The organism is Thermoleptolyngbya sp. PKUAC-SCTB121, assembly GCF_016919485.1.
Lineage (GTDB): Bacteria > Cyanobacteriota > Cyanobacteriia > Elainellales > Elainellaceae > Thermoleptolyngbya > Thermoleptolyngbya sichuanensis.
The window spans coordinates 2,244,933-2,264,496 of the sequence record NZ_CP070366.1 but is presented as its reverse complement, the minus strand read 5'-3'; the positions used below and the strand labels follow the sequence as shown (position 1 = coordinate 2,264,496).

Below are 19,564 nucleotides of genomic sequence, written 5' to 3'. Positions count from 1 at the left end.
GTTTGAGGACGCGCTCCGCCCTAGCTACGTCTGGCGGATCATGCGTAGGGGCAACTAGCTCTTCTAGACTCAAACTGAACACAGCGCAGTTAATAGAGGATGAACACTATGCCTATCGAACAGCCGCCCCTGCCTTTTGCGATGGATGCTTTAGAACCCTATGGCATGAAGGCTGAGACGTTTGAATATCACTACGGCAAGCATCACAAAGCTTACGTCGATAACCTGAACAAGGCGATCGAGAGCGATTCTTCCCTGGCAGGCAAGTCTCTGGAAGAAATCATCGTGGCGACTTTTGGCGACTCTGCCAAAGCTGGCGTGTTCAACAACGCCGCTCAGGTCTGGAACCACACCTTCTTCTGGAACAGCCTGAAGCCCGGTGGCGGCGGTGCGCCGACGGGTGACCTGGCCGCCAAGATCGACGCTTCTTTCGGCAGCTACGACAAGTTTCGCGAAGCCTTTGCCAACGCCGCTGCGACCCAGTTTGGCAGCGGTTGGGCCTGGCTGATCGATGACAACGGCACGCTGAAAGTGACCAAGACTCCCAACGCCGAAAACCCCCTAGCACATGGGCAAAAAGCGCTGCTGACCCTTGATGTGTGGGAACATGCCTACTACATCGACTTCCGCAATGCCCGCCCTGCTTTTATCCAGAACTTTTTGGATAAGCTGGTGAACTGGGATTTTGTCGCTGAGAACTTGGCTGCCGCCTAGGTACAACCCGGTTTTGGCTGACGCTGGCGCTTTTTCTGAGGCTTTTTCTAGCTTGATAAAGCGCATGGTTCAGTTTTGTAAGTTATGAAGCTGCCGCGAGTGGATAGAGTGCAAAATCGCTTTATCCACTCTTGCTTTGTAAGCGGTTTCCTATGAATAGTGCCGGTGGGTAGTTCCAGTGGATAGTTCCTATAGGTAGTTCTGGTGGATAGTTCCTATGAATAGTGAAGACTTGGCACGTTACATGTCCGAGAGCGATCGCCTCCATCAGCCGTGGCTCCTGGCACAACTGCGGCTCAAAAAATTGCAAGAGCAGCGAGCAAGCCTGTCTAACGAGGAGTATCTCCGGGCGTTGGCGGATGTGCATCACGACCTGATGCAGCTTGGGGAATGGTGGGTCGGCCGCGAAGATGAGGTGTTTTGAGTATCCTCAGTTCGAGAATAGGGGGATAATGATCTGATATGATCGGCTGCTCAGCGTTCGCTTCAGATTTCCTAGCTCTAGCCCCCCGATTCTCCTATCGTGTCTTCTACCCAGCCGCCCCAACCCAACTGGTCAGATCCGCAATACTACTTCAGCCGCGAACTGAGCTGGATCGAGTTTAATGCGCGGGTGCTGCATGAGGCGATGGACGAGCGCACGCCCTTGCTGGAGCGCTTGAAGTTTGCGGCGATTTTTAGCAGCAATCTGGATGAGTTTTTTATGGTGCGGGTGGCGGGCATCAAGCGCCAGGTGCAGGCACAGGTGGATCGGCGATCGCTCGATGGTCGCACGCCACAGGAACAGCTCGAAGCCATTTGCCAAAAGCTTTTGCCCCTAGTCGCAAAGCAGCACCAGCATGTGCAGTCGGTCTTGCGGCCGCAGCTTGCGAGCCACGGCGTTTTCCTGCTGGACTATGCAGCGCTCAACCAGGCCCAGCAGCGCCATTTGCGGGAGTATTTTGAAGAGCGGATTTTTCCCGTGCTAACGCCGCTGGCGGTCGATCCGGGGCATCCCTTTCCGCACATTTCTAACCTCAGCTTGAATCTGGCGGTGGTGGTGCGATCGCCCGAAGGAACCAGCCATTTTGCCCGCCTCAAAGTGCCCAGTTCACTGCCCCGATTCGTCTTGTTGCCGCTAGAGTTGCAGCGGCGCAAGCAAACGCCAGTCTGGATGGGCGTGCCAATCGAGCAAATCGTTGCCCACAATCTGGACAAGCTGTTTCCAGGCATGGAGGTCGTCGCCTGCCATGTGTTTCGGGTGACCCGCAATGCTGACCTGGAAGTGCAGGAGGACGAAGCAGATGACCTGCTCCAGGCAATCGAGCAGGAGCTTCGCAAGCGGCGGTTTGCGGGGTCTGTGGTGCGGCTAGAAGTTCACGAATCCATGCCGGATGAAATTCGCCAAACGCTGATGGCGGAGATGGGGCTGAGCAACGCAGATGTGTATCCGGTGGTGGGGCTGTTGGGCGGGCGCGACCTAATGGCGCTGGTGGATCTGCCGTTGCCCCATCTCAAGGATGCGCCCTGGAAGCCTGTGAGCCATCCCCGACTGCGCCGACTGATGGAGTCTGAATATTCCACGGATGAGGATTTTTTTGCCCTGATCCGGAAGCAAGATTTGCTGGTGCATCATCCGTTTCAATCGTTTTCGTCGTCGGTGCAGGCGTTTCTTCAGCGGGCAGCCCAAGATCCCGACGTGCTGACGATTAAGATGACGCTCTATCGCACGTCGGGCGATTCGCCGATTGTGGACGCGCTGATCGATGCCGCCGAGAACGGTAAGCAGGTGGCGGTGCTGGTGGAGCTAAAGGCACGCTTTGACGAAGAGAATAATATTCAGTGGGCGCGGAAGCTAGAGCAGGTAGGGGTTCACGTCGTTTATGGGCTGGTGGGGCTGAAAACGCATACCAAGCTGATGCTGGTGGTGCGGCAGGAGGGCGATCGCCTGCGTCGCTATGTCCACATTGGCACGGGTAATTACAACCCCAAAACGGCGCGGCTCTACACCGATCTGGGCTTGCTGACCTGTCGGGAGGATCTGGGTGCAGACGTGACGGAGTTGTTTAACGCGCTGACGGGCTACTCGCGGCAAAAAAACTATCGCAAGCTGCTGGTGGCTCCGACCAATTTGCGCGATCGCCTGCTTGACCTGATTCACCGAGAGCGCGAGATTGCCCGTGCGGGTCGCCATGCCCGGATTGTCGCCAAGATGAATGCACTGGTCGATCCGCCGCTGATTGGGGCACTATACGAAGCGTCGCAGGCGGGTGTGCAGATCGACCTGATTGTGCGGGGCATTTGCTGTCTGCGGCCGGGGCTGGCAGGGGTGAGCGATCGCATTCGGGTCATCAGCATTGTGGGCCGGTTTTTGGAGCATTCCCGCATTTTTTATTTTCACAATGACGGCGCGGAGGACGTATACATCGGCAGTGCCGACTGGATGCCGCGCAACCTGGATCGGCGCGTGGAGGCCGTTACGCCAGTGGACGATAGGGCGATCGCCAAAGATTTGCAGGAAATTCTCGGCATCTTGCTGGCCGACAACCGCCAGGCATGGGAGCTTCAGCCCGACGGTAGCTATCGCCAGCGCCATCCTGCATCCCCAGACGCAGTGCAAAGTGCCCAACAAATTCTCATGGACATGGCGCGGCAGTCCTGATAAAGCGATTGGGCGATTCGCGAAGCGATCCCTACGGGAATCGCGCTCAGGTGTGCCCTGCGGCTCCCACTACGCTGAGGGATGGGTCAGAGCCAAGACTCGATCTGGCATTTCCAGACCTGAGCATCCCGGCTGAAATGTTACTCTAGTAGGTCTTCAATCTGTCGGTCTTCAATCAAGTAGGAAATCGCCATGATTCAGCGCTCCAATCCCCCACACGACGTTTGACGAGTCCGTTAAGTGGCTGCCCGAATTTTCAGAATCCCGCTATGAGTTGCGCCGTGGGAATATTATTCAACTATTCGCAGCGGAATAGCGTCATGAGTGAGAATCAACCGACCATCGATGAACGCCTCGACCGTGTGGCAGTGTTGCTAGAAACCTCGACCCAGCAAATCGCCTATCTGTCAGAGCTAATTGTTACTAATGGACAACAGGCCGCCCAACGGGATGCATCGCTCAATGCCAAGCTGGATCGATTATCTGAAGAGGCCGCCCAACGGGATGCATCGCTCAATGCCAAGCTGGATCGATTATCTGAAGAGGCCGCCCAGCGGGATGCATCGCTCAATGCCAAGCTGGATCGATTATCCGAAGAGGCCGCCCAGCGGGATGCGTCGCTCAATGCCAAGCTGGATCGATTATCCGAAGAGGCCGCCCAGCGGGATGCGTCGCTCAATGCCAAGCTGGATCGATTATCCGAAGAGGCCGCCCAGCGGGATGCATCGCTCAATGCCAAGCTGGATCGATTATCCGAAGAGGCCGCCCAGCGGGATGCGTCGCTCAATGCCAAGCTGGATCGATTATCCGAAGAGGCCGCCCAGCGGGATGCGTCGCTCAATGCCAAGCTAGATCGATTATCCGAGGCGATCGCCACATTTGTTGACCAGACCCAGCAGCGAACCGTCGCCATTGACGACAGACTTGACCGCATTGCGATTACGCTGGAAAGCCAGAACCGGGCGCTAGAGGGGCATATTCGCCTAGCGGAGCAGCAGGCGCAGAGTGTGGCAACGCTTACGACGCTGGTTTCTCAGCTCCTTGCAGCCAGGGTATGAAGAGATAAAGCCCGTGATGGTGTGGGTGGGGTCTTGCCCTGATCTGTCTTGCGGGTGAGCCACACTAGCAGGCGCGTCGCCTCTGGAATCCTCTACCATCCAGGGGAAGGGCTGCTGCTGCACCCACCGAGCGATCGCCTCATCTTTCAGCCGTCGCACATGGTCTTCGACGAAGCCACGCCTGCGAATAAAGGTGAAGCACTCGCGCAGGCTGCCTTGTCCCTCGATGCCCAGCGTCTTGACCGCAATTTCTGATCCATCGCGCTGGCAACTAAAATTCGCTCAGTGTTTTCTGCAACGAATTCTGTGCTTGACCGCAATTTCTGATCCATCGCGCTGGCAACGGTATTGAGGGCGAGATCGGCGATCGCCACTAATTTGCTGGTGTCGGTCGCCTGCCCGGTCACGCCGTCAAAGAATCGCACCATCGTGACAGCATCGAATTCAGGAATATGCGCTGTCGGTAGGGCTTGGGGCGATCGCTGCCAGGTTTAGGCGGCAATTTGGCCCGCAGTGCCAGCATCCCACCTATCTGCTCTACCGACACCTTGACGCGCCCATCTTTAAGCCGCTGGCTTACCGCGTCATGCGTCTATTCAATCTTGGAAGTCGCCATAGGTTAGTCAGATGAGCCAGTTTTTGCAGTTACTCCTGATTTGTGTGGGTGCGATCGCCGCTGCACTGCCCACAAAATCGCTGCTTCAGCAAAGCTGTGGCTATCCATGACCCAAACTATGACCACATTACCGGAAATTGCCAACGCATCTGCGCCACTTCAGGCTTTGTCAGGAATTACGCAAAAACGGCTAAACCCTTTACTACCAGTGCTTTTGAGGCTAACGGGACTGGCGCGGCTCGAACGCGCGACCTATCGCTTAGGAGGCGATCGCTCTATCCAACTGAGCTACAGCCCCAGGGGTGAATTGGGACGACCCAATGTTTCTAAGCCAATCATAGCAGCAACCCAAAAGGAGGCAGCGACAGACGGTAAACACGCCCCAGCGGATTACGGTTCACCGTCAATCCTAATCGCGCCTGCTTTTTACACTAAAAACATGCAGCATAACCAAGCCCTTAGGAACATCAACAACATTCGACTCAAACAAACAGAGCAGGAAATCGTCCCTCTAGAGGCAATTTCCGCCTGCATTGATGCATCGATTCAGCGTGAGGTTGATCAGTGTGCATCTGTTGTCAGGCAGGTTTGCACGCAAGGCGGCGATCGCTCCCCAGACTGCAAACCGGTGGCGAATTCACAACCGCCCTACCCCAGGTTCGGGAAATACGACTTCATCGAACTCGGAAAAGGTACGCAGTATATAGATTGGGAACCACTGCCGCCCACGGGTTTGGCTAGAGCTGGCTGAAGGCACTCTATCCTCAGAGAGTGTGCAGCTTGAGAGGGTACGTAACCCAAACGCTGCGTTACTGGTGAAACACGTCACTGGTGAAACACGTTACTTGTGAGACGTAGTTCACAAATAGCGCCCAGACCGCTGGGCCGGGCGATCGCATTTAGGACTCAGCTTGCATTGAGCTTGAAAACGGGTAGAAGGGCGATCGCACACATCGGTTAATCAAGACTTGGAACTGTATCTGAACCGGAGACTATCTATGGCAAAAGTTGTTGGAATTGACCTGGGAACCACTAACTCCTGCGTGGCAGTGATGGAAGGCGGCAAGCCCACGGTCATCGCGAACGCAGAAGGGTTCCGCACAACGCCCTCCGTGGTCGCGTTTGACCCCAAGACCAAAGAACGTCGCGTGGGGCAGATTGCGAAGCGGCAGGCCGTGATTAACCCCGAAAATACGTTTTACTCGGTGAAGCGCTTCATCGGTCGCAAGTTTGACGAAGTGACCCATGAAACGACTGAAGTGCCCTACAAGGTGCTAAACGTCAACGGCAACGTCAAGCTCGACTGCCCCGCCGAAGGCAAGCAGTTTGCCCCTGAAGAAATCTCGGCGCTGGTGCTGCGGAAGCTCAAAGAAGATGCCACGAAGTATCTAGGCGAAGAAGTGACCCAGGCGGTGATCACCGTTCCCGCCTACTTTAACGACTCCCAGCGGCAGGCCACAAAGGACGCAGGCAAGATCGCAGGTCTGGAAGTGCTGCGGATTATCAACGAGCCGACGGCCGCCTCTCTCGCCTACGGTTTGGACAAAAAGAGCAACGAAACCATCCTGGTGTTTGACCTGGGCGGTGGTACGTTTGACGTATCGATTCTGGAAGTGGGCGACGGCGTGTTTGAAGTGCTGGCAACCGCCGGCGACACTCACCTAGGCGGCGACGACTTCGACAAGAAGATCGTGGATTACTTGGCCGAAGAGTTCAAGCGCAACGAGGGCATCGACCTCCGCAAAGACAAACAAGCTCTGCAACGCCTAACAGAAGCGGCTGAGAAAGCCAAGATCGAGCTGTCCAGCGTTACCCAGGCCGAAATCAACCTGCCCTTTATCACCGCGACTCAGGACGGGCCGAAGCACCTCGACGTAACGCTGACCCGCGCCAAGTTTGAAGAACTCTGTGCCGACCTAATCGACCGCTGCCGCGTACCTGTCGAAGCCGCCCTACGCGACTCGAAGCTGTCGAAGGACAATATCGACGAAGTGGTACTGGTGGGTGGTTCCACCCGGATTCCTGCGGTGCAGGAAGTGGTGAAGCGCGTGCTGGGCAAGGAACCTAACCAGACAGTGAACCCGGATGAAGTCGTGGCTGTGGGCGCTGCGATTCAGGCGGGCGTGCTGGCCGGCGAAGTGAAGGACATTCTGCTGCTCGACGTGACCCCCCTATCGCTGGGTGTGGAAACGCTGGGTGGCGTGATGACCAAGATTATCCCGCGCAACACGACGATCCCCACCAAAAAGTCGGAAGTGTTTTCAACGGCTGCTGACGGGCAGACCAATGTGGAAATCCACGTCCTGCAAGGGGAGCGCGAAATGGCTTCGGACAACAAGAGCCTGGGAACCTTCCGGCTGGACGGCATTCCCCCCGCGCCCCGTGGCGTGCCGCAAATCGAAGTGACCTTCGACATCGATGCCAACGGCATTCTAAACGTCCGCGCCAAGGATAAGGGCACGGGCAAAGAGCAGTCCATCAGCATCACGGGCGCTTCGACCCTGCCCAAGGATGAAGTGGAGCGGATGGTGAACGAGGCCGAGCGCAACGCCGCCGCCGACAAAGAGCGCCGTGAAAAGATTGAACTGAAGAACCAGGCCGACTCGCTAGCCTATCAGGCAGAAAAGCTGCTGACTGACCAAGGCGACAAAGTGCCTGAAGCCGACAAAACCAAGGTGGAAGGACTGGCAAAGGATCTGCGGAATGCGATCGCCCAGGAGAACATGGACAGCATCAAGTCGCTGATGAGCGAGCTGCAACAGGCCCTCTATAGCCTCAGCAGCAACCTCTATCAGAGCGGCGATGGTGGCGACGGCGGCGCAACGCCTCCGGGTGGAGATGCGGGAACGCCTTCTAGCAGCGGCGACGACGACGTGATCGATGCAGAATTCTCGGAAACCAAGTAGAACTGAGGCTGCAACAAGAACGGTTTGGTACGGTTCTAAAACCTGATTTAACCGGAATAAAGGGGGGCGATCGCTCCCCTTTTCTTGTGCCTAAATTTTGCCCTTAACCCGCACAAAGCAAGTCATGAAGTCCTGACAATGAGGCGATTTCACTGACGATCCCAACTCAGCAAAAAGTCATGTTTTCCTGACAATACGATCCCAACAAAACCTGTAATCTCGTGAAGTCCCTATGATTCAACACTTTCTACCCCTTGACCGAATAGGAATTTTTACGCACTATAGGTCTTAACGATTCGATCCCCGTGATCCCAAAAGGTTTATAAGCTCCGTTGGTGATCCCCGTAGGCAACATGGCTGGCGTCCGTTTGGGCAGGGTGTCAATTCGTCATTCCTTTACCCACTTCTTCATCCCTTTACTGGAGGAAAATCATGGCACAGGAACGCCCACCCCTGGAAGAGATGACGCTCCGGCAGTTGCGCCGCGTGGCTAGCGAGTTTAACGTCTCACGCTATAGCCGCATGAGAAAGGAGCAGCTTGTTGCCGCAATTTTGAGCGCTCAGCGGGCTGCGGGCTATGCGCCTGCCTCCTCTCGTCTGGTGGAAGCACAGGCGGAGGTCGAAGCAGCCAAGTTTGATGTCGGGCAGAGCGATCGCGCTCCCATGTCCCTGGCAGAAGTGGATGAACCCCTCAGCGATCTCCCCGATGGCTACGGCGAGAGCCGCATTGTGTTGATGCCCCGCGACCCGCAGTGGGTCTACGCCTACTGGGACATTCCCAATAGCCAAAAAGAGGAGTTGCGTCGGCAGGGTGGCTCACGCTTGGCGCTGCGGTTCTACGACGTGACGGATATTAACCTAGCAGTGCAGCGTCCCCACAGCCTCCAGCAGTACGAATGTGACGAATTGGCGCGGGAGTGGTACTTGCCCGTCCCCGTGAGCGATCGGGACTATCTGGTTGAAATTGGCTACGTCTGCACCGATGGTCGCTGGCTGGTGCTGGCCCGGTCTGCTCCGGTGCGCGTCCCCCCGGTCTATCCATCGGATTGGGTCGATGATCAGTTCATCACTGTGAACTGGGACGAGGAACTGGTCGGCAAGCAGTTCTTGGAACTGGTGCCCCCCAGCAAGCGGGGTGCGGCCGCCGACTCGATCTACGACCAACTCTTCGGCGAGGCGATGGTCGGTGGGCAGCGAGTCGATGCGTCGATGATGGGCGCAGTGCCGAACGTTGCAGGATCGCTATTTGGCTCGGTTCACATGGCCGAAAAAGCCGTCAGTTCCTATGTATTCCCGTCGGGTGCGGGATTGTGGGCCGTGCCCACAATGTCGGGAATCACGGCATCGGGCGTGGGCATGGGTTACACCATGTCTGGCGTGGGATACACGGCATCGGGCGTGGGCTATATGGCATCGGGCGTGGGCTATATGGCATCGGGCGCGGGACTGGCCTACACGGCATCGGGCAGCGGGATCGGCTTCTCTGCCTCCGCGCCGCCCATTCGTCCCCGCAAGTTCTGGCTAATTGCCGATGCTGAACTGATTGTCTACGGCGCAACGGAACCCGATGCCACTGTTACCATCGGCGGCCAGCCCATCAAGCTCAATCCCGACGGCACCTTCCGCTTCCAGATGTCCTTCCAGGAGGGGCTGATTGACTACCCAATTATGGCGGTTGCGGCCGATGGCGAACAAACCCGCAACATTCACATGAAGTTCACCCGCGAAACGCTTGATCGCCGCACCAACACTAAGGAGGAAGCTGTAGAAGAATGGCTGACCTATTGAGGCTGATGACATACTGAGGCTGATCTATTGAGGCTAACCTACGAGGCTAACCGACTAAAGCTGACTTACTAGAAAATCAGGCATCAGATCAGGGGTCGGAGGGTTTCCGACCCCTGATTTTTTGTCGGCATTTTCTCGACCCCAGGACTTAACCCTATGCTTCGGGGAGCGGAATAAACTCCGTTTCTTCTGGAACTTCTGGAAACTTCCAGTCTTGCCAATCTCGCTTGGCCTGCTCGATGCGTTCTGGGCGACTGGAGACAAAATTCCACCACTTTTGGCGCGGCCCCACGGGTTCGCCCCCAATCACAATGCAGCGGGCGGGCTGATCCGTCGAAAGGGTGACGGATTCCCCCGATTTCAGCAGCGCCATCGTGTGGACGGTCATCGGTTCCTGGTTCAGCGCGATTCCGGGTGTGACGGCATAGACGGCTTGTTCGGAATACAGTGCAGGCAGCGTAAACTCAGCGTTATCTGCAAGCTTTACATCCAGGTAGAGAATGGGCGAGAAGGTTCTTACAGGCGAGGTGCGATCGCCCAATTGTCCGGCAATCAGCTTGATTGATGCACCGCCCGTTTCCCAGGACGGCATTTCTGCGGCAGCATAGTGGCGAAACCAGGGATCGGTTTCCTCGTGGGCATCGGGCAGCGCGATCCAGGTCTGGATGCCGTGCAGCGTCGATTCGATGGGGCGGGCCCAGGCGGGCGATCGCTCGGAATGCGTAATTCCGCGTTCAGCCGTCATCCAGTTCACCGCGCCGGGGTGAATTTCCTGGACGCTACCCAGGCTATCGCGGTGCAAAATCACGCCTTCAAACAGGTACGTCAATGTGGCCAGGTTGATGTGGGGATGGGGGCGCACGTCCAGCCCCTTGCCTGGTGGAAAAACAGCGGGGCCGAGGTGGTCGAAAAAGATAAACGGGCCGACCATCGTGCAGGTGTCGCTCGGCAATACGCGCCGTGCCTGAAAGCCGCCCAGGCCTTTCGTTTCCGGTTCGATGACTTGCGCTAGGTGGGATGCTAAAACCATGAATTTTCCTGATCCGGGTGAATCGAGCGTCGAGGCGGGGGTGCGGTTCTGGGAAACTGCCTCGGCTTTGTTTTTGTAATGTCCGTTACATTTAGAATCAACTGTGGCGGCGGGGGCGATCGCTCTGCCAGAATTGAGGCGATCTTGCATACAGTCTGGATTCAGTATCCCGGATCGACGCTGTCTTGGTGTGAATCAACTGTTGGTGTGAATCAACTGTTAGTGTGAATCAAACATTGGTGTGAATCAAACGTTGGTGTGAATCAACAATCAGCGTTACAACTCTTAGTTTGGCTTGGTGTGTTTGGAGACATGGATATGCGGCGTATTTTAATGGCAGTTGGAGTAGGGCTGGTGGCAATGGCTCCGGTTCCGGTGATGGCGCAGTTGCGGCTGCCAAATATTCCCGGGTTGCCCGGTGGTGTGCCGATTCCGCCCGTGCCAGGACTGGGAGAACTGATGGGCGATCGCCCCCCTGTCTCCACCAGCCTGGAAGATGCGAAAACGGAACTGGCCCTGCTGGATACATACAATCCCCAGCGTGTTGCACCCGCCAGCCAACTGCGGCGCGGCGAACACGGCAGCTTTGTCGTCGTGCCCGGTGTGTATGAATACGAGGCGCAGAGCTATTGCCTACATGCAGGGACGCACGGGCCGGGGCAAGGCGACGGCTATCTGTATGCGCCGCTGCTGGGCAAGCGAGAAACCATCGTGCGGCGGGTGTTGCAAAACTCCGTTGCCCATCCCGACATTCCCCAGCGGGATATCCAACTGCTGCTGTGGGCAATTCTATCGCGGACCCGGTTTAATGACCTGTCCAGCGACCTACAGGCAGCAGGGCGACGGCTGCTCACCCGCGAAGATATCAACGACCTGAATGGCGGCGCACTGGGCAACATTCCGCCAGAGGTGCAGCGCCGCATTTTTGCCGAACTGCCGCCTGCGGTGCGCCAAGTCGTGCAGGCAGAGGCGAACCTGCGATCGCTCCTCACACGCGGCAATGCGTCCTATGCCGAGATGGAGCGCATCGCTGTGCTGGTGGGCGAGGTTGGCATGGGCGAGGGGAGTCGCGAGGTTCCAACCGGCCGCTGGTCGATGCATCCCAGCGGGCTGTTTGTCCGCTATAACCCGTCGGGCTATAGCCGCACCAAGGTTCAGTTTGCGCTACCCGATCGATATACCATCACGCGAGACACGCTAGGGCGGATTACATCCGTCACGGATAGCCAGGGGTATCGCAGCGAAGTAGTCTACGACGATCGCATTGCACCGCGCCCCCACCCTACCGATCCGCAACTGGTTGCCTACGCCTTTCAATCCGTGCGCCTGACTCGCCCCAACCCTGCCAATCGCGCCCAAACGGAACAGTTTGAGGTGCAAAATCAGGGCTGGGCCTTTACCCACGCGCCACGCCGCGCCGCCAGCAATCCGGTGACGCTGGCAGCCGCCCTGCCCCTGCCTGGATTTTTCACAGCCCAGGGCGATCGCTATTGGGACTGGGCCCGGCGCGGCCGCGAAGCCTACGACCAGCAGCAAGCCGTAAGAGACTATTGGGAACGTGTTGACAGAGCCACGCGCGATCGCAGCGCCCAGGACATCGACGACCTGACCGATCTGGGACACTATCGCGACGGCGTAGAAGCTGCAACAACAGGCAGCACGGGCGATCGCGTTGGCTGGATTGCCGACCATCACGAACGCCAGCGCGGGGCCCTGCTCTACGCCATCTGCGTACTAGAAGAACGCTGCGAACCCGGCAGTTCTAGAACCTACGATCCGTCTGGTGATGTGGCAGTCCCAGGCAACACATCGCGGCAGCGGCTCGGTCAGTCGGCTCGCGGGTTCTAGCGGGAACTGGTCTACTTTTGCTCTGGGCAGGATTTTCCGGGCATGGTTGCGCCGAGGCAGTTGATCGTGCGGATCAGGTGATACATCTGCCCCAAGTTGCACAGTGTCGCCCTTTGTCACAGAGTAGCTGATATCGGCACAGGTCTTTTTGGACTGGCACAAGCTGGCCTCGGCCCATGCAATTTCCTAGGGGCGGTTACCCGCCTGCGATCGCGCGAGTCGGGCCTGGACTGCATCGAGTTGCCCCTGCCCCTGCACCAGATCGCCTTGGAGATTCGAGTCGTCCATATACGCCAGGAGTTGCCCTTCAGAAACGCGATCGTCCTTTCCTAGCACCCGTACCAACGCAGTGTTGGACGGCTGGCTGAACGGATGATGCTACTTTGCTCTCGGATGCAACTCGAAGGCAAGGTCGGCACGGTAGAAACACACATCAAATTCTGCAAAAAAGTTCATGTGCCCCAAAATTAACGGAGCTTCTCTCGATTGTGTCCAAGCAAATGCCAGCAAAACTGATGAAAAATTAGCCACTGTTGCTGATAGCACTAACCCTCGCGCTTCCATCTGAGCCAAGTTACCGCTCAACTGGATGGGTACTGTTTGGTCTTCCCAAACTGCTCCTAACTGCAAGCCAACTTTATACGGCAGTACATTGACACTTGCACCAGTGTCCAGCAAAGCCATTATCTTTACAGACCGATCTCGGTAGCTCAGCGTCATTGGCAAAAAGGCATCACACTGGACAGCCCTGCGCTGTTGGTGCGCTCAATAAAAGGAAATCGCTGACCGTTAAGCATTGTCCTCTTGCCTTGCTGCCACTAGAAGTTCTGAGAGAGTTTGAGCAGCCCCATGAGCATCATAGGGCGACCATACAACTGCCTCAGTAGCTTCTAACTGTTCCAATAATAAGTTTTCTTGAGTCTGAGTCTCATTAGGTTGTAGTTCATAGCCTTCCTCTTTAGCAACTGCAAGTAAGAGGAAATGAATAAGGCGTAGCTTATCCTGATGCGAAAGCTGACTAACTACAGGGAATAATTCAGTAAGAAGCATGGCTGTTAGAAAATTGCTAGTTTAACAAGGCTGAGTTTCAGGAAAGTCTGCTCAATCAGACTTTCTCATTGCTAATCCAATTACAAATGTCCACCTCGATCAATTGCCTTATTGAGAATTTTAGGAGCCTGAAACCCTTGTTTTCTTGTGGCTATTCTCAAGAGAATCTGAATTTTTCGAGGTGCACAAATCAAGTTTTGAACTCGAAATAGTTATTCAACAGTTGTTAACTCCTCCTCAAAATCGTCAACTATGCTTGACTGCCCCTGCTTATCAATATCCTGTTTGATTACTCTTTTAGAGAGTTCGCGGCTAACTACTTTTGCCCTCTCATCAAAAAACTTGTCGTAGTCATCATCCCAAATACCAAAAGTATCTAAGTCCTCTATGAGGTGGGTTTTCATAGTAGCTTCTAGATTCGGATTTACATCTCGGAACTTAGCCATATACTTTGATGGTGCTTTCGCTTTAATCTCTCTCTTATTGAGAAAATCATCAACTATCGTAATGTTCAAAATATGGTTAATGCGAAATTCTCCATAGTTTTGCTTTCTTAAATGCGCTTTTGGAAAGAAGTGATGATAGTTCTTGCTGTTTGCTTGTTTTAGCCAGTAGTTGCTGATATTAACTATAGAGTTATCGCTAAAAGACTTTGGTTGAAGATAAGCATATATGCATAAGATTGCCTTGATATAGCTTCTGGCTGTGCTAAACCAGCCATTATTCTTAATAAATTCATCTGAAGTGTCAATTGACCAGTCGTAACTGGGTAATTCACCAGCAAGAATTTGATCTATTCTTTTCACATCCTGAGCTAATTTGCTTTCTACAGAAGATGAGTAACGCCCAGACAAAGAACATCTCCAGAAAAAATCTTCTAGAAATCTTTGTTTATCACCAGTTGGTCTATCAGGGTGATAGAAAAAGAAATAGGAAAAAGGCGCAATCAAAGCGTTGTATGGGAGCAATTGAGAAACCGGAATGCGGTAGTAATTCTTAAAATATTCTACAGTACGCTCTATAGAATCCTTTGCTTTATCCCAAGTGTTTATGAAGTCATTTTTATCAAGTCCAAGAATGACTTGCCTTTTACACTCCTTCGATAAAATGATTGAAACAATTTGTAGGACAGTAGCATCTGAAATTGTTTCGTAATCAAAAGGCTTCAAATTGTCTACTAATTCCTGAAATTTCTCAGCTAGGTCAAACTGCTTTTCATGATCAAAAGTTTTGGCTACCATTATTTCAAAAAGTGATAATGGCTTGCCCCCAACATTGATTCGCGCAAAAATTTCCGTGGCTATTTCTATAGGGGCATCTTTGACTTGAATGATTGAATATTGGTAACTCTCAATTCTATTTTTATAGGTTCTAAGCTTCTCATGATATTTTTGAGGATATGATGCTAACACCATGAAGTCGCCTGTTAGCAGATCAAGGATACTGATTAGGCTCTCTGCATCTCTACCGTCGGTATCAGTAATGACGATTTGATCGGACTCTTCAGACTCTAGATCAATGAATATCTTGGAAAAATCATCCTCTCGACCATCTTCTCTAACCAGAGTAATACCCTTTAGACTTGCGAAAAGGCTTGTTAGTCTTTGTTGTCCATCTAAAACATAATCGACAAAATCACCTGGCTCTGGCTCTGGTAGAACTTGCTTGCCAATATCTTTGACAGAGCGAAGACGCTCTTTAGTACGCCAAAAAATGAAAGTGCCAATCGGATAGCCTTTGATTACGCTATCTATAAGACCAGCCGACTTCTGCATCGTCCACACAAAGTCTCTTTGAAACTGTGGAATCTTGATTTGCCCTTGCTCGATTGCACCTACCAAGCTTGGGAATGTCTTGGTTTGGGGTTCTGGCAACTGCATCTCAAACTCCTCCGCCGATTTTAGTCAAGTGATGCTTCATCATAACCTCGCCCAACCTGGGGTTGCTAGAAGTCATCCGCTCAACCTTAACCCATATAGGTGTGACTGAGGGGGTGCCCAAACCAGGGAATGAAGCCGTCCAACGGTGTAGCTCAACGGCGGGCGATCGCTCTCGGTTTCAGCCAAGATTTCTGTTCCGTCCGTTGCAGCGAATTTATGGGGAGACGGAACAGCAACAGAGAGGAGACGACCATGCATTGAGCGACAGTCAGATGTCTACTAACATATCGCTTCGCTCCTCTCATAGAGATCGCTAAGAGCCAGAGAAATGGTAATAGGAAAAGGAACTGGGCTAGGGATTGAGGACGACCATCCAACGTCAGACATCTCGATGTCTACTAACATATTGCATCGCCTCAACCTTGACCAGCTTCCTTCAACGAATTCTCAGGGAGTGGTGACAGACACCTTCCATAATCTCTTCGCTCAGAAGCAGGCAGCCCAGTTCCAGACAACAAACTATCCCCAACTTAGCTGATGGAAAGAACCTTTGTCGCCTACATCGGCATTGACTGGTCAGATCGCAAACACGACATCTGTCTGTACGACCCCGAGAGCGCACAGCGAGAATACAGCGTGATTGGCGCTCAACCGCAAGAGATTGCCAACTGGGTTGCGACCTTGCAACAGCGATACGGCAACAGCCCAATTGCCATCTGCCTGGAGCAAAAGCGAGGACCCCTGATTTACGCGCTGTGCCAGTACGACAACCTAGTGCTGTTTCCCATCAATCCGCGCACGGTTTCTAACTATCGACGAGCCTTTCAGCCCTCACGAGCAAAATCAGACCCCGTAGATGCCCAGATTTTGATTGAGCTGCTGCTCAAGCACCCAGACAAGATCCCCCCGTGGCAAGCCGCATCTTGTGAACTGCGAGCGTTGCGGCAGTGGAGTGAATCCCGCCGCATGCTGGTGGGAGAGAAGGTACGACTGACCAATCGCATCACCGCTGCTTTGAAGAACTTTTATCCTCAAGTGCTGGAGTGGTTTGAGGATAAAGACACCCAAGTGTTTTGTGACTTTATCACTCAATACCCTGACCTCCACTCTGCCCAAGCGGTTTCGGCTGAGGAATTGACTCTGTTCTTCCAGTCTCATCGAGTCATCCGCCGGAGCGCCATTGAGCGGCGCATTCACCAAATCCAAACCGCTGGCATCCCCCTGACAGAAGACCCAGGGATTGTTGAACCGATGCAATGGCTGGTGCAAACGCTGGTGATTCAGCTCAAGGCGCTGTTGCATCGACTCGATGAGTTAAATCAAACGATTGAGCAATTGTTTCAGTCTTTGCCAGATGCGGCGTTTTTCGATGCTTTACCCGGAGCAGGACCCCATCTTGCGCCCCGGCTACTGATTGCGTTTGGCGATGACCGCAGTCGCTTCGGCAGCGCCCAGGCGTTTATGAGCTATATCGGCATTGCACCGGTCAAAGAGGAGAGTGGCAAGAAACGCTGGACGCATTGGCGCTGGAGTTGTCCAAAGTTCTTGCGGCAGTCCTTTGTAGAGTGGGCTGACCAGTCGCGGCGGCACTCATCGTGGGCCAATGCGTTCTATCAGCAGCAGCGGCGATCGGGCAAAAGTCATCCCAAAGCGATTCGCGCTCTGGCGTATAAGTGGGGACGGATTCTCTGGCGCTGCTGGCAAGACCGAGTGCCCTATGACGAAGACCGCTATCTGGCGGCGCTCCAGCGCAAGAGGTCACCACTGGCGGTAATGCTAGTTCAAAGCGCTGCTGAAGTGACGACGAGTGCAGGAGGTGAGTGCAGTAATTCTAGGGTTCAAGTTACGCTAAAAGACACATGACAGTTCAACAAATGGAACGTATTTAGGAATGAAACATTTAATGCAATGTAGCCAACCTCGGGCTGGCTTATGGTTTGCTGCGTTTAGAGTCTGTGCATCAATTTACTCAGTACCTTTTCACGGTTGACTGTTGACTCCGTCTCCCTCAGGGCCTATGTTGGGCGGCAACCCAGAAGTTTTAGTTTGGCTTTCGAGATTCATGGGAATACTAGTTGATAGGCATAACGTTTCTCAACTGCTATGCCTAAAGAGGATCCGAGGAAGAATCTATGGCATCTGACAAATCAGCTCAAAACCTGAATCTACTTTATAGTGAGCTTTTAGTCCTACTAAAGCAGGAAGAGGAACTACGTAAAGAAACGCAAAGGAAGTTGGAAAAAGCTAAAGCTGTTATTGATCCTCGTAAAGAATTTAATAGATGGCTTCAAACAAAAACTGGAAAATCTTGGAAGAATAAGCAGTTTGAATTTCAAGAAGGTAAATGTGCAGCTTGCAACGAACCGCTACGTTTTGCTGATGCAGTTGTACATCATGTCCTTCCATTAAAAGATTTTGGTTCTTCTGCTAACAGACCTGAAAACTTCAAATTGCTACATCCTGGCTGTAATCTTGCAATCGGAACAAAAATCGTTGATTTTTCTTGAGCTTTCTTTACTTGGAGTAATCTTGAAACATGGCTAGCACCACACTAATTAAACAAGTCGCAAATGAGTTTGGTTGGACACAAGCAGATATTAAACGCGCTATTGAGGCTTCTCAGGATGAAGTAACTACTAGGGATGAAATCATTGCCTGTATGATTCGCTATGCAGGCCCAGCACTCCTACAACGCAATCGTGAACTTGGGGCACAGAAAAGAGTCAGTAATCAACAGAAGGAGATGATTGCTAGCCTGGTTGATCAACTGACCAGTGTCCAAAGCTTCTACGCTACACAGGTGGTTCCCACGCTAAAAGCTACAATTGATGCACAGGCTACATACATAGCAGATTTACTAAAGCAAGTATCTGGGAAAAATCAAGGAGGTTCCAATGGGTAGTGATATTGAGAAGCTTACCAAACTCCACTTACAGGCTTTTGGACTCTCTGATTACATGATTAGACAAATCTTTAAGGATCTTGATGCCAAGTCTAGAAGTACTGGATTAAATGAGTACGCTGCTCCTGATGTAAAAGTAGCAGTAGAAAAAAGATTGGAAAATCCGAGAATCCAGTCTAAGACAAGGGAAATGCTTCAGAGAGTTCTTTTCTGGCTTAATGGTGAGTCTAATGTTATCCCGGTAGATTTCTTGCAAGGCTTGTCACCTGAGAAAAAAATTGAAGTCTTACGCGCCCGTGTACAGGAACTAGAATCCCAAGAACAAATACTCAATGAGGATACTGCAAAACTGTTAGCCCGAGCTAAGCAGATGGCGGCAAGCAGATAGATACGCCATGTAACAGAGCTTAGATGAATCGGGGGCTAGGTCACTTGCCGCCCAACTAGTAATTAGACTGATCGTGTCTGCCTATCTACCTCCATAAGGGCAATTAGGCTGAAATTTGTCTGTCTAAGATCCCAATTCGGGGGATTAGGCTGATTCAGATCTGTCTAAGATCCCAATTTGGGGAGTTAGGCTGACGCTAATCTGCATAATACCCCTGTTTTGCGGAGTTGGGCAGATGGGTTCACAAAGGCTTTGGATGGCGCGGCTGCAAGGTTGTGGATTTTGGAGTGGGGATTTTGGATTTTGGATTGAGGGGATGCCCTGCTAAAATCCAAAACCCAAAATCCTCCTTACCTGTTCTTACTCGTTTGCGCTAGGGTTGCTGCGGATTTCACGATGGAGGTAGCGCAGCACTTCGCCGGGGCGACCATCGAGGATGATGCCGTAGGGTGGAAGGTCGAGGGCACGAGTCCACTCGAAGCGTTCGGCGTAGCGGAGCAGGTGCAGACGGTCAATCGCCATCTGGGCATCTTCAGGCAGGCCAATGATGCAGTGGCGCAGGCGGCGGTGGTGGGGCAGTTCGCAGGTGAGCGGGGGCAGCGAAAACTGGGTCGCCTCCGAGAATGGGGACGACCAGGTTTATTGAACTGTCAGCATTTGGGGTTTCCTCCAGGAAACGAGTGGGGTAGGAAACCCCGAAAAGATGGCCGCCCAAACGACGCAAAGCAGGTTTCAAGGCGGCC

17 protein-coding genes, 1 tRNA gene and 1 pseudogene are annotated in these 19,564 nt (G+C 53.4%); 12 read left to right on the top strand and 7 right to left on the bottom strand.

Going from position 1 to position 19,564, the window contains the following annotated elements; genetic code table 11:
* Window positions 1-108 precede the first annotated feature (108 nt).
* The 5 genes from JTM80_RS09520 (at window position 109) to JTM80_RS09500 (ending at window position 4,668) form a co-directional block, all read left to right on the top strand.
* Window positions 109-714, top strand: a complete 606-nt coding sequence (locus JTM80_RS09520) for a superoxide dismutase (RefSeq protein WP_172358316.1) — start codon at window positions 109-111, stop codon at window positions 712-714.
* A 217-nt stretch (window positions 715-931) separates the two neighbouring features.
* Window positions 932-1,138: a hypothetical protein gene (locus JTM80_RS09515; RefSeq protein ID WP_205371065.1), complete on the top strand. Its 207-nt coding sequence runs from the start codon at window positions 932-934 to the stop codon at window positions 1,136-1,138.
* Between the two features lie 99 nt (window positions 1,139-1,237).
* On the top strand, window positions 1,238-3,355 hold the full coding sequence (gene ppk1 / locus JTM80_RS09510) for a polyphosphate kinase 1 (protein WP_225906811.1): 2,118 nt from the start codon (window positions 1,238-1,240) through the stop codon (window positions 3,353-3,355).
* A 320-nt stretch (window positions 3,356-3,675) separates the two neighbouring features.
* Window positions 3,676-4,413 carry a hypothetical protein gene (locus JTM80_RS09505; RefSeq protein ID WP_205371064.1) on the top strand — a complete coding sequence of 246 codons (738 nt, stop codon included), beginning with the start codon at window positions 3,676-3,678 and terminating at the stop codon, window positions 4,411-4,413.
* A gap of 54 nt (window positions 4,414-4,467) precedes the next feature.
* Window positions 4,468-4,668, top strand: coding sequence for a hypothetical protein (locus JTM80_RS09500; protein ID WP_172358319.1), 201 nt, complete (start codon window positions 4,468-4,470; stop codon window positions 4,666-4,668).
* A gap of 585 nt (window positions 4,669-5,253) precedes the next feature.
* On the opposite strand, the gene JTM80_RS09495 is transcribed toward JTM80_RS09500, so the two are convergent.
* Window positions 5,254-5,327, bottom strand: a tRNA-Arg gene (locus tag JTM80_RS09495).
* Window positions 5,328-6,027: 700 nt separating this feature from the next.
* Between JTM80_RS09495 and dnaK the strand changes: the two genes are divergently transcribed.
* Both dnaK and JTM80_RS09485 read left to right on the top strand, forming a co-directional pair.
* Window positions 6,028-7,935, top strand: a complete 1,908-nt coding sequence (gene dnaK, locus JTM80_RS09490; protein WP_172358320.1) for a molecular chaperone DnaK — start codon at window positions 6,028-6,030, stop codon at window positions 7,933-7,935.
* Between the two features lie 432 nt (window positions 7,936-8,367).
* A complete protein-coding gene (locus JTM80_RS09485) occupies window positions 8,368-9,723 on the top strand; it encodes a DUF4912 domain-containing protein (protein ID WP_205371063.1) in 1,356 nt (451 codons plus the stop codon).
* A 154-nt stretch (window positions 9,724-9,877) separates the two neighbouring features.
* On the opposite strand, the gene JTM80_RS09480 is transcribed toward JTM80_RS09485, so the two are convergent.
* Window positions 9,878-10,753, bottom strand: coding sequence for a pirin family protein (locus JTM80_RS09480; RefSeq protein ID WP_205371329.1), 876 nt, complete (start codon window positions 10,751-10,753; stop codon window positions 9,878-9,880).
* A gap of 333 nt (window positions 10,754-11,086) precedes the next feature.
* On the opposite strand from JTM80_RS09480, the gene JTM80_RS09475 reads away from it, so the two are divergent.
* A complete protein-coding gene (locus JTM80_RS09475) occupies window positions 11,087-12,601 on the top strand; it encodes a hypothetical protein (RefSeq protein WP_172358323.1) in 1,515 nt (504 codons plus the stop codon).
* Between the two features lie 186 nt (window positions 12,602-12,787).
* On the opposite strand, the gene JTM80_RS09470 is transcribed toward JTM80_RS09475, so the two are convergent.
* From JTM80_RS09470 to JTM80_RS09455, 4 genes and pseudogenes are all read right to left on the bottom strand, one after another.
* Window positions 12,788-12,937: a hypothetical protein gene (locus JTM80_RS09470; protein WP_205371062.1), complete on the bottom strand. Its 150-nt coding sequence runs from the start codon at window positions 12,935-12,937 to the stop codon at window positions 12,788-12,790.
* 42 nt (window positions 12,938-12,979) lie between these two features.
* Window positions 12,980-13,398, bottom strand: a pseudogene (locus tag JTM80_RS09465) (retroviral-like aspartic protease).
* Window positions 13,391-13,651, bottom strand: a complete 261-nt coding sequence (locus JTM80_RS09460; RefSeq protein ID WP_205371061.1) for a hypothetical protein — start codon at window positions 13,649-13,651, stop codon at window positions 13,391-13,393. Before JTM80_RS09460 ends, JTM80_RS09465 begins: the two are co-directional and overlap by 8 nt.
* A 212-nt stretch (window positions 13,652-13,863) precedes the next feature.
* A complete protein-coding gene (locus JTM80_RS09455; protein ID WP_205371060.1) occupies window positions 13,864-15,531 on the bottom strand; it encodes a DUF262 domain-containing protein in 1,668 nt (555 codons plus the stop codon).
* 537 nt (window positions 15,532-16,068) lie between these two features.
* On the opposite strand from JTM80_RS09455, the gene JTM80_RS09450 reads away from it, so the two are divergent.
* The 4 genes from JTM80_RS09450 to JTM80_RS09435 all read left to right on the top strand — a co-directional run bounded on the left by JTM80_RS09450 (window position 16,069) and on the right by JTM80_RS09435 (window position 18,821).
* On the top strand, window positions 16,069-17,394 hold the full coding sequence (locus JTM80_RS09450) for an IS110 family transposase (protein WP_225906777.1): 1,326 nt from the start codon (window positions 16,069-16,071) through the stop codon (window positions 17,392-17,394).
* Window positions 17,395-17,663: 269 nt separating this feature from the next.
* Entirely contained in the window at window positions 17,664-18,038 is a 375-nt protein-coding gene (locus JTM80_RS09445) for an HNH endonuclease (protein ID WP_172358328.1), read from the top strand.
* Between the two features lie 29 nt (window positions 18,039-18,067).
* On the top strand, window positions 18,068-18,433 hold the full coding sequence (locus tag JTM80_RS09440; RefSeq protein WP_172358329.1) for a hypothetical protein: 366 nt from the start codon (window positions 18,068-18,070) through the stop codon (window positions 18,431-18,433).
* Window positions 18,426-18,821: a hypothetical protein gene (locus tag JTM80_RS09435; RefSeq protein WP_172358330.1), complete on the top strand. Its 396-nt coding sequence runs from the start codon at window positions 18,426-18,428 to the stop codon at window positions 18,819-18,821. Before JTM80_RS09440 ends, JTM80_RS09435 begins: the two co-directional genes overlap by 8 nt.
* 360 nt (window positions 18,822-19,181) lie before the next feature.
* On the opposite strand, the gene JTM80_RS09430 is transcribed toward JTM80_RS09435, so the two are convergent.
* Window positions 19,182-19,343 (bottom strand): hypothetical protein, encoded by a 162-nt coding sequence (locus JTM80_RS09430; protein ID WP_225906810.1) that lies wholly within the window; start codon window positions 19,341-19,343, stop codon window positions 19,182-19,184.
* Window positions 19,344-19,564 lie beyond the last annotated feature (221 nt).

What these genes read in the sequence shown, in the direction of transcription:
- JTM80_RS09460 (WP_205371061.1), bottom strand. Translation starts at nt 13,651, where the DNA reads ATGCTTCTTACTGAATTATTCCCTGTAGTTAGTCAGCTTTCGCATCAG.
- JTM80_RS09435 (WP_172358330.1), top strand. Translation starts at nt 18,426, where the DNA reads ATGGGTAGTGATATTGAGAAGCTTACCAAACTCCACTTACAGGCTTTT.
- JTM80_RS09515 (WP_205371065.1), top strand. Translation starts at nt 932, where the DNA reads ATGAATAGTGAAGACTTGGCACGTTACATGTCCGAGAGCGATCGCCTC.
- JTM80_RS09505 (WP_205371064.1), top strand. Translation starts at nt 3,676, where the DNA reads ATGAGTGAGAATCAACCGACCATCGATGAACGCCTCGACCGTGTGGCA.
- JTM80_RS09445 (WP_172358328.1), top strand. Translation starts at nt 17,664, where the DNA reads ATGGCATCTGACAAATCAGCTCAAAACCTGAATCTACTTTATAGTGAG.
- JTM80_RS09480 (WP_205371329.1), bottom strand. Translation starts at nt 10,753, where the DNA reads ATGGTTTTAGCATCCCACCTAGCGCAAGTCATCGAACCGGAAACGAAA.
- JTM80_RS09450 (WP_225906777.1), top strand. Translation starts at nt 16,069, where the DNA reads ATGGAAAGAACCTTTGTCGCCTACATCGGCATTGACTGGTCAGATCGC.
- JTM80_RS09475 (WP_172358323.1), top strand. Translation starts at nt 11,087, where the DNA reads ATGGCAGTTGGAGTAGGGCTGGTGGCAATGGCTCCGGTTCCGGTGATG.
- dnaK (WP_172358320.1), top strand. Translation starts at nt 6,028, where the DNA reads ATGGCAAAAGTTGTTGGAATTGACCTGGGAACCACTAACTCCTGCGTG.
- JTM80_RS09430 (WP_225906810.1), bottom strand. Translation starts at nt 19,343, where the DNA reads ATGGCGATTGACCGTCTGCACCTGCTCCGCTACGCCGAACGCTTCGAG.
- JTM80_RS09485 (WP_205371063.1), top strand. Translation starts at nt 8,368, where the DNA reads ATGGCACAGGAACGCCCACCCCTGGAAGAGATGACGCTCCGGCAGTTG.
- JTM80_RS09455 (WP_205371060.1), bottom strand. Translation starts at nt 15,531, where the DNA reads ATGCAGTTGCCAGAACCCCAAACCAAGACATTCCCAAGCTTGGTAGGT.
- JTM80_RS09440 (WP_172358329.1), top strand. Translation starts at nt 18,068, where the DNA reads ATGGCTAGCACCACACTAATTAAACAAGTCGCAAATGAGTTTGGTTGG.
- JTM80_RS09520 (WP_172358316.1), top strand. Translation starts at nt 109, where the DNA reads ATGCCTATCGAACAGCCGCCCCTGCCTTTTGCGATGGATGCTTTAGAA.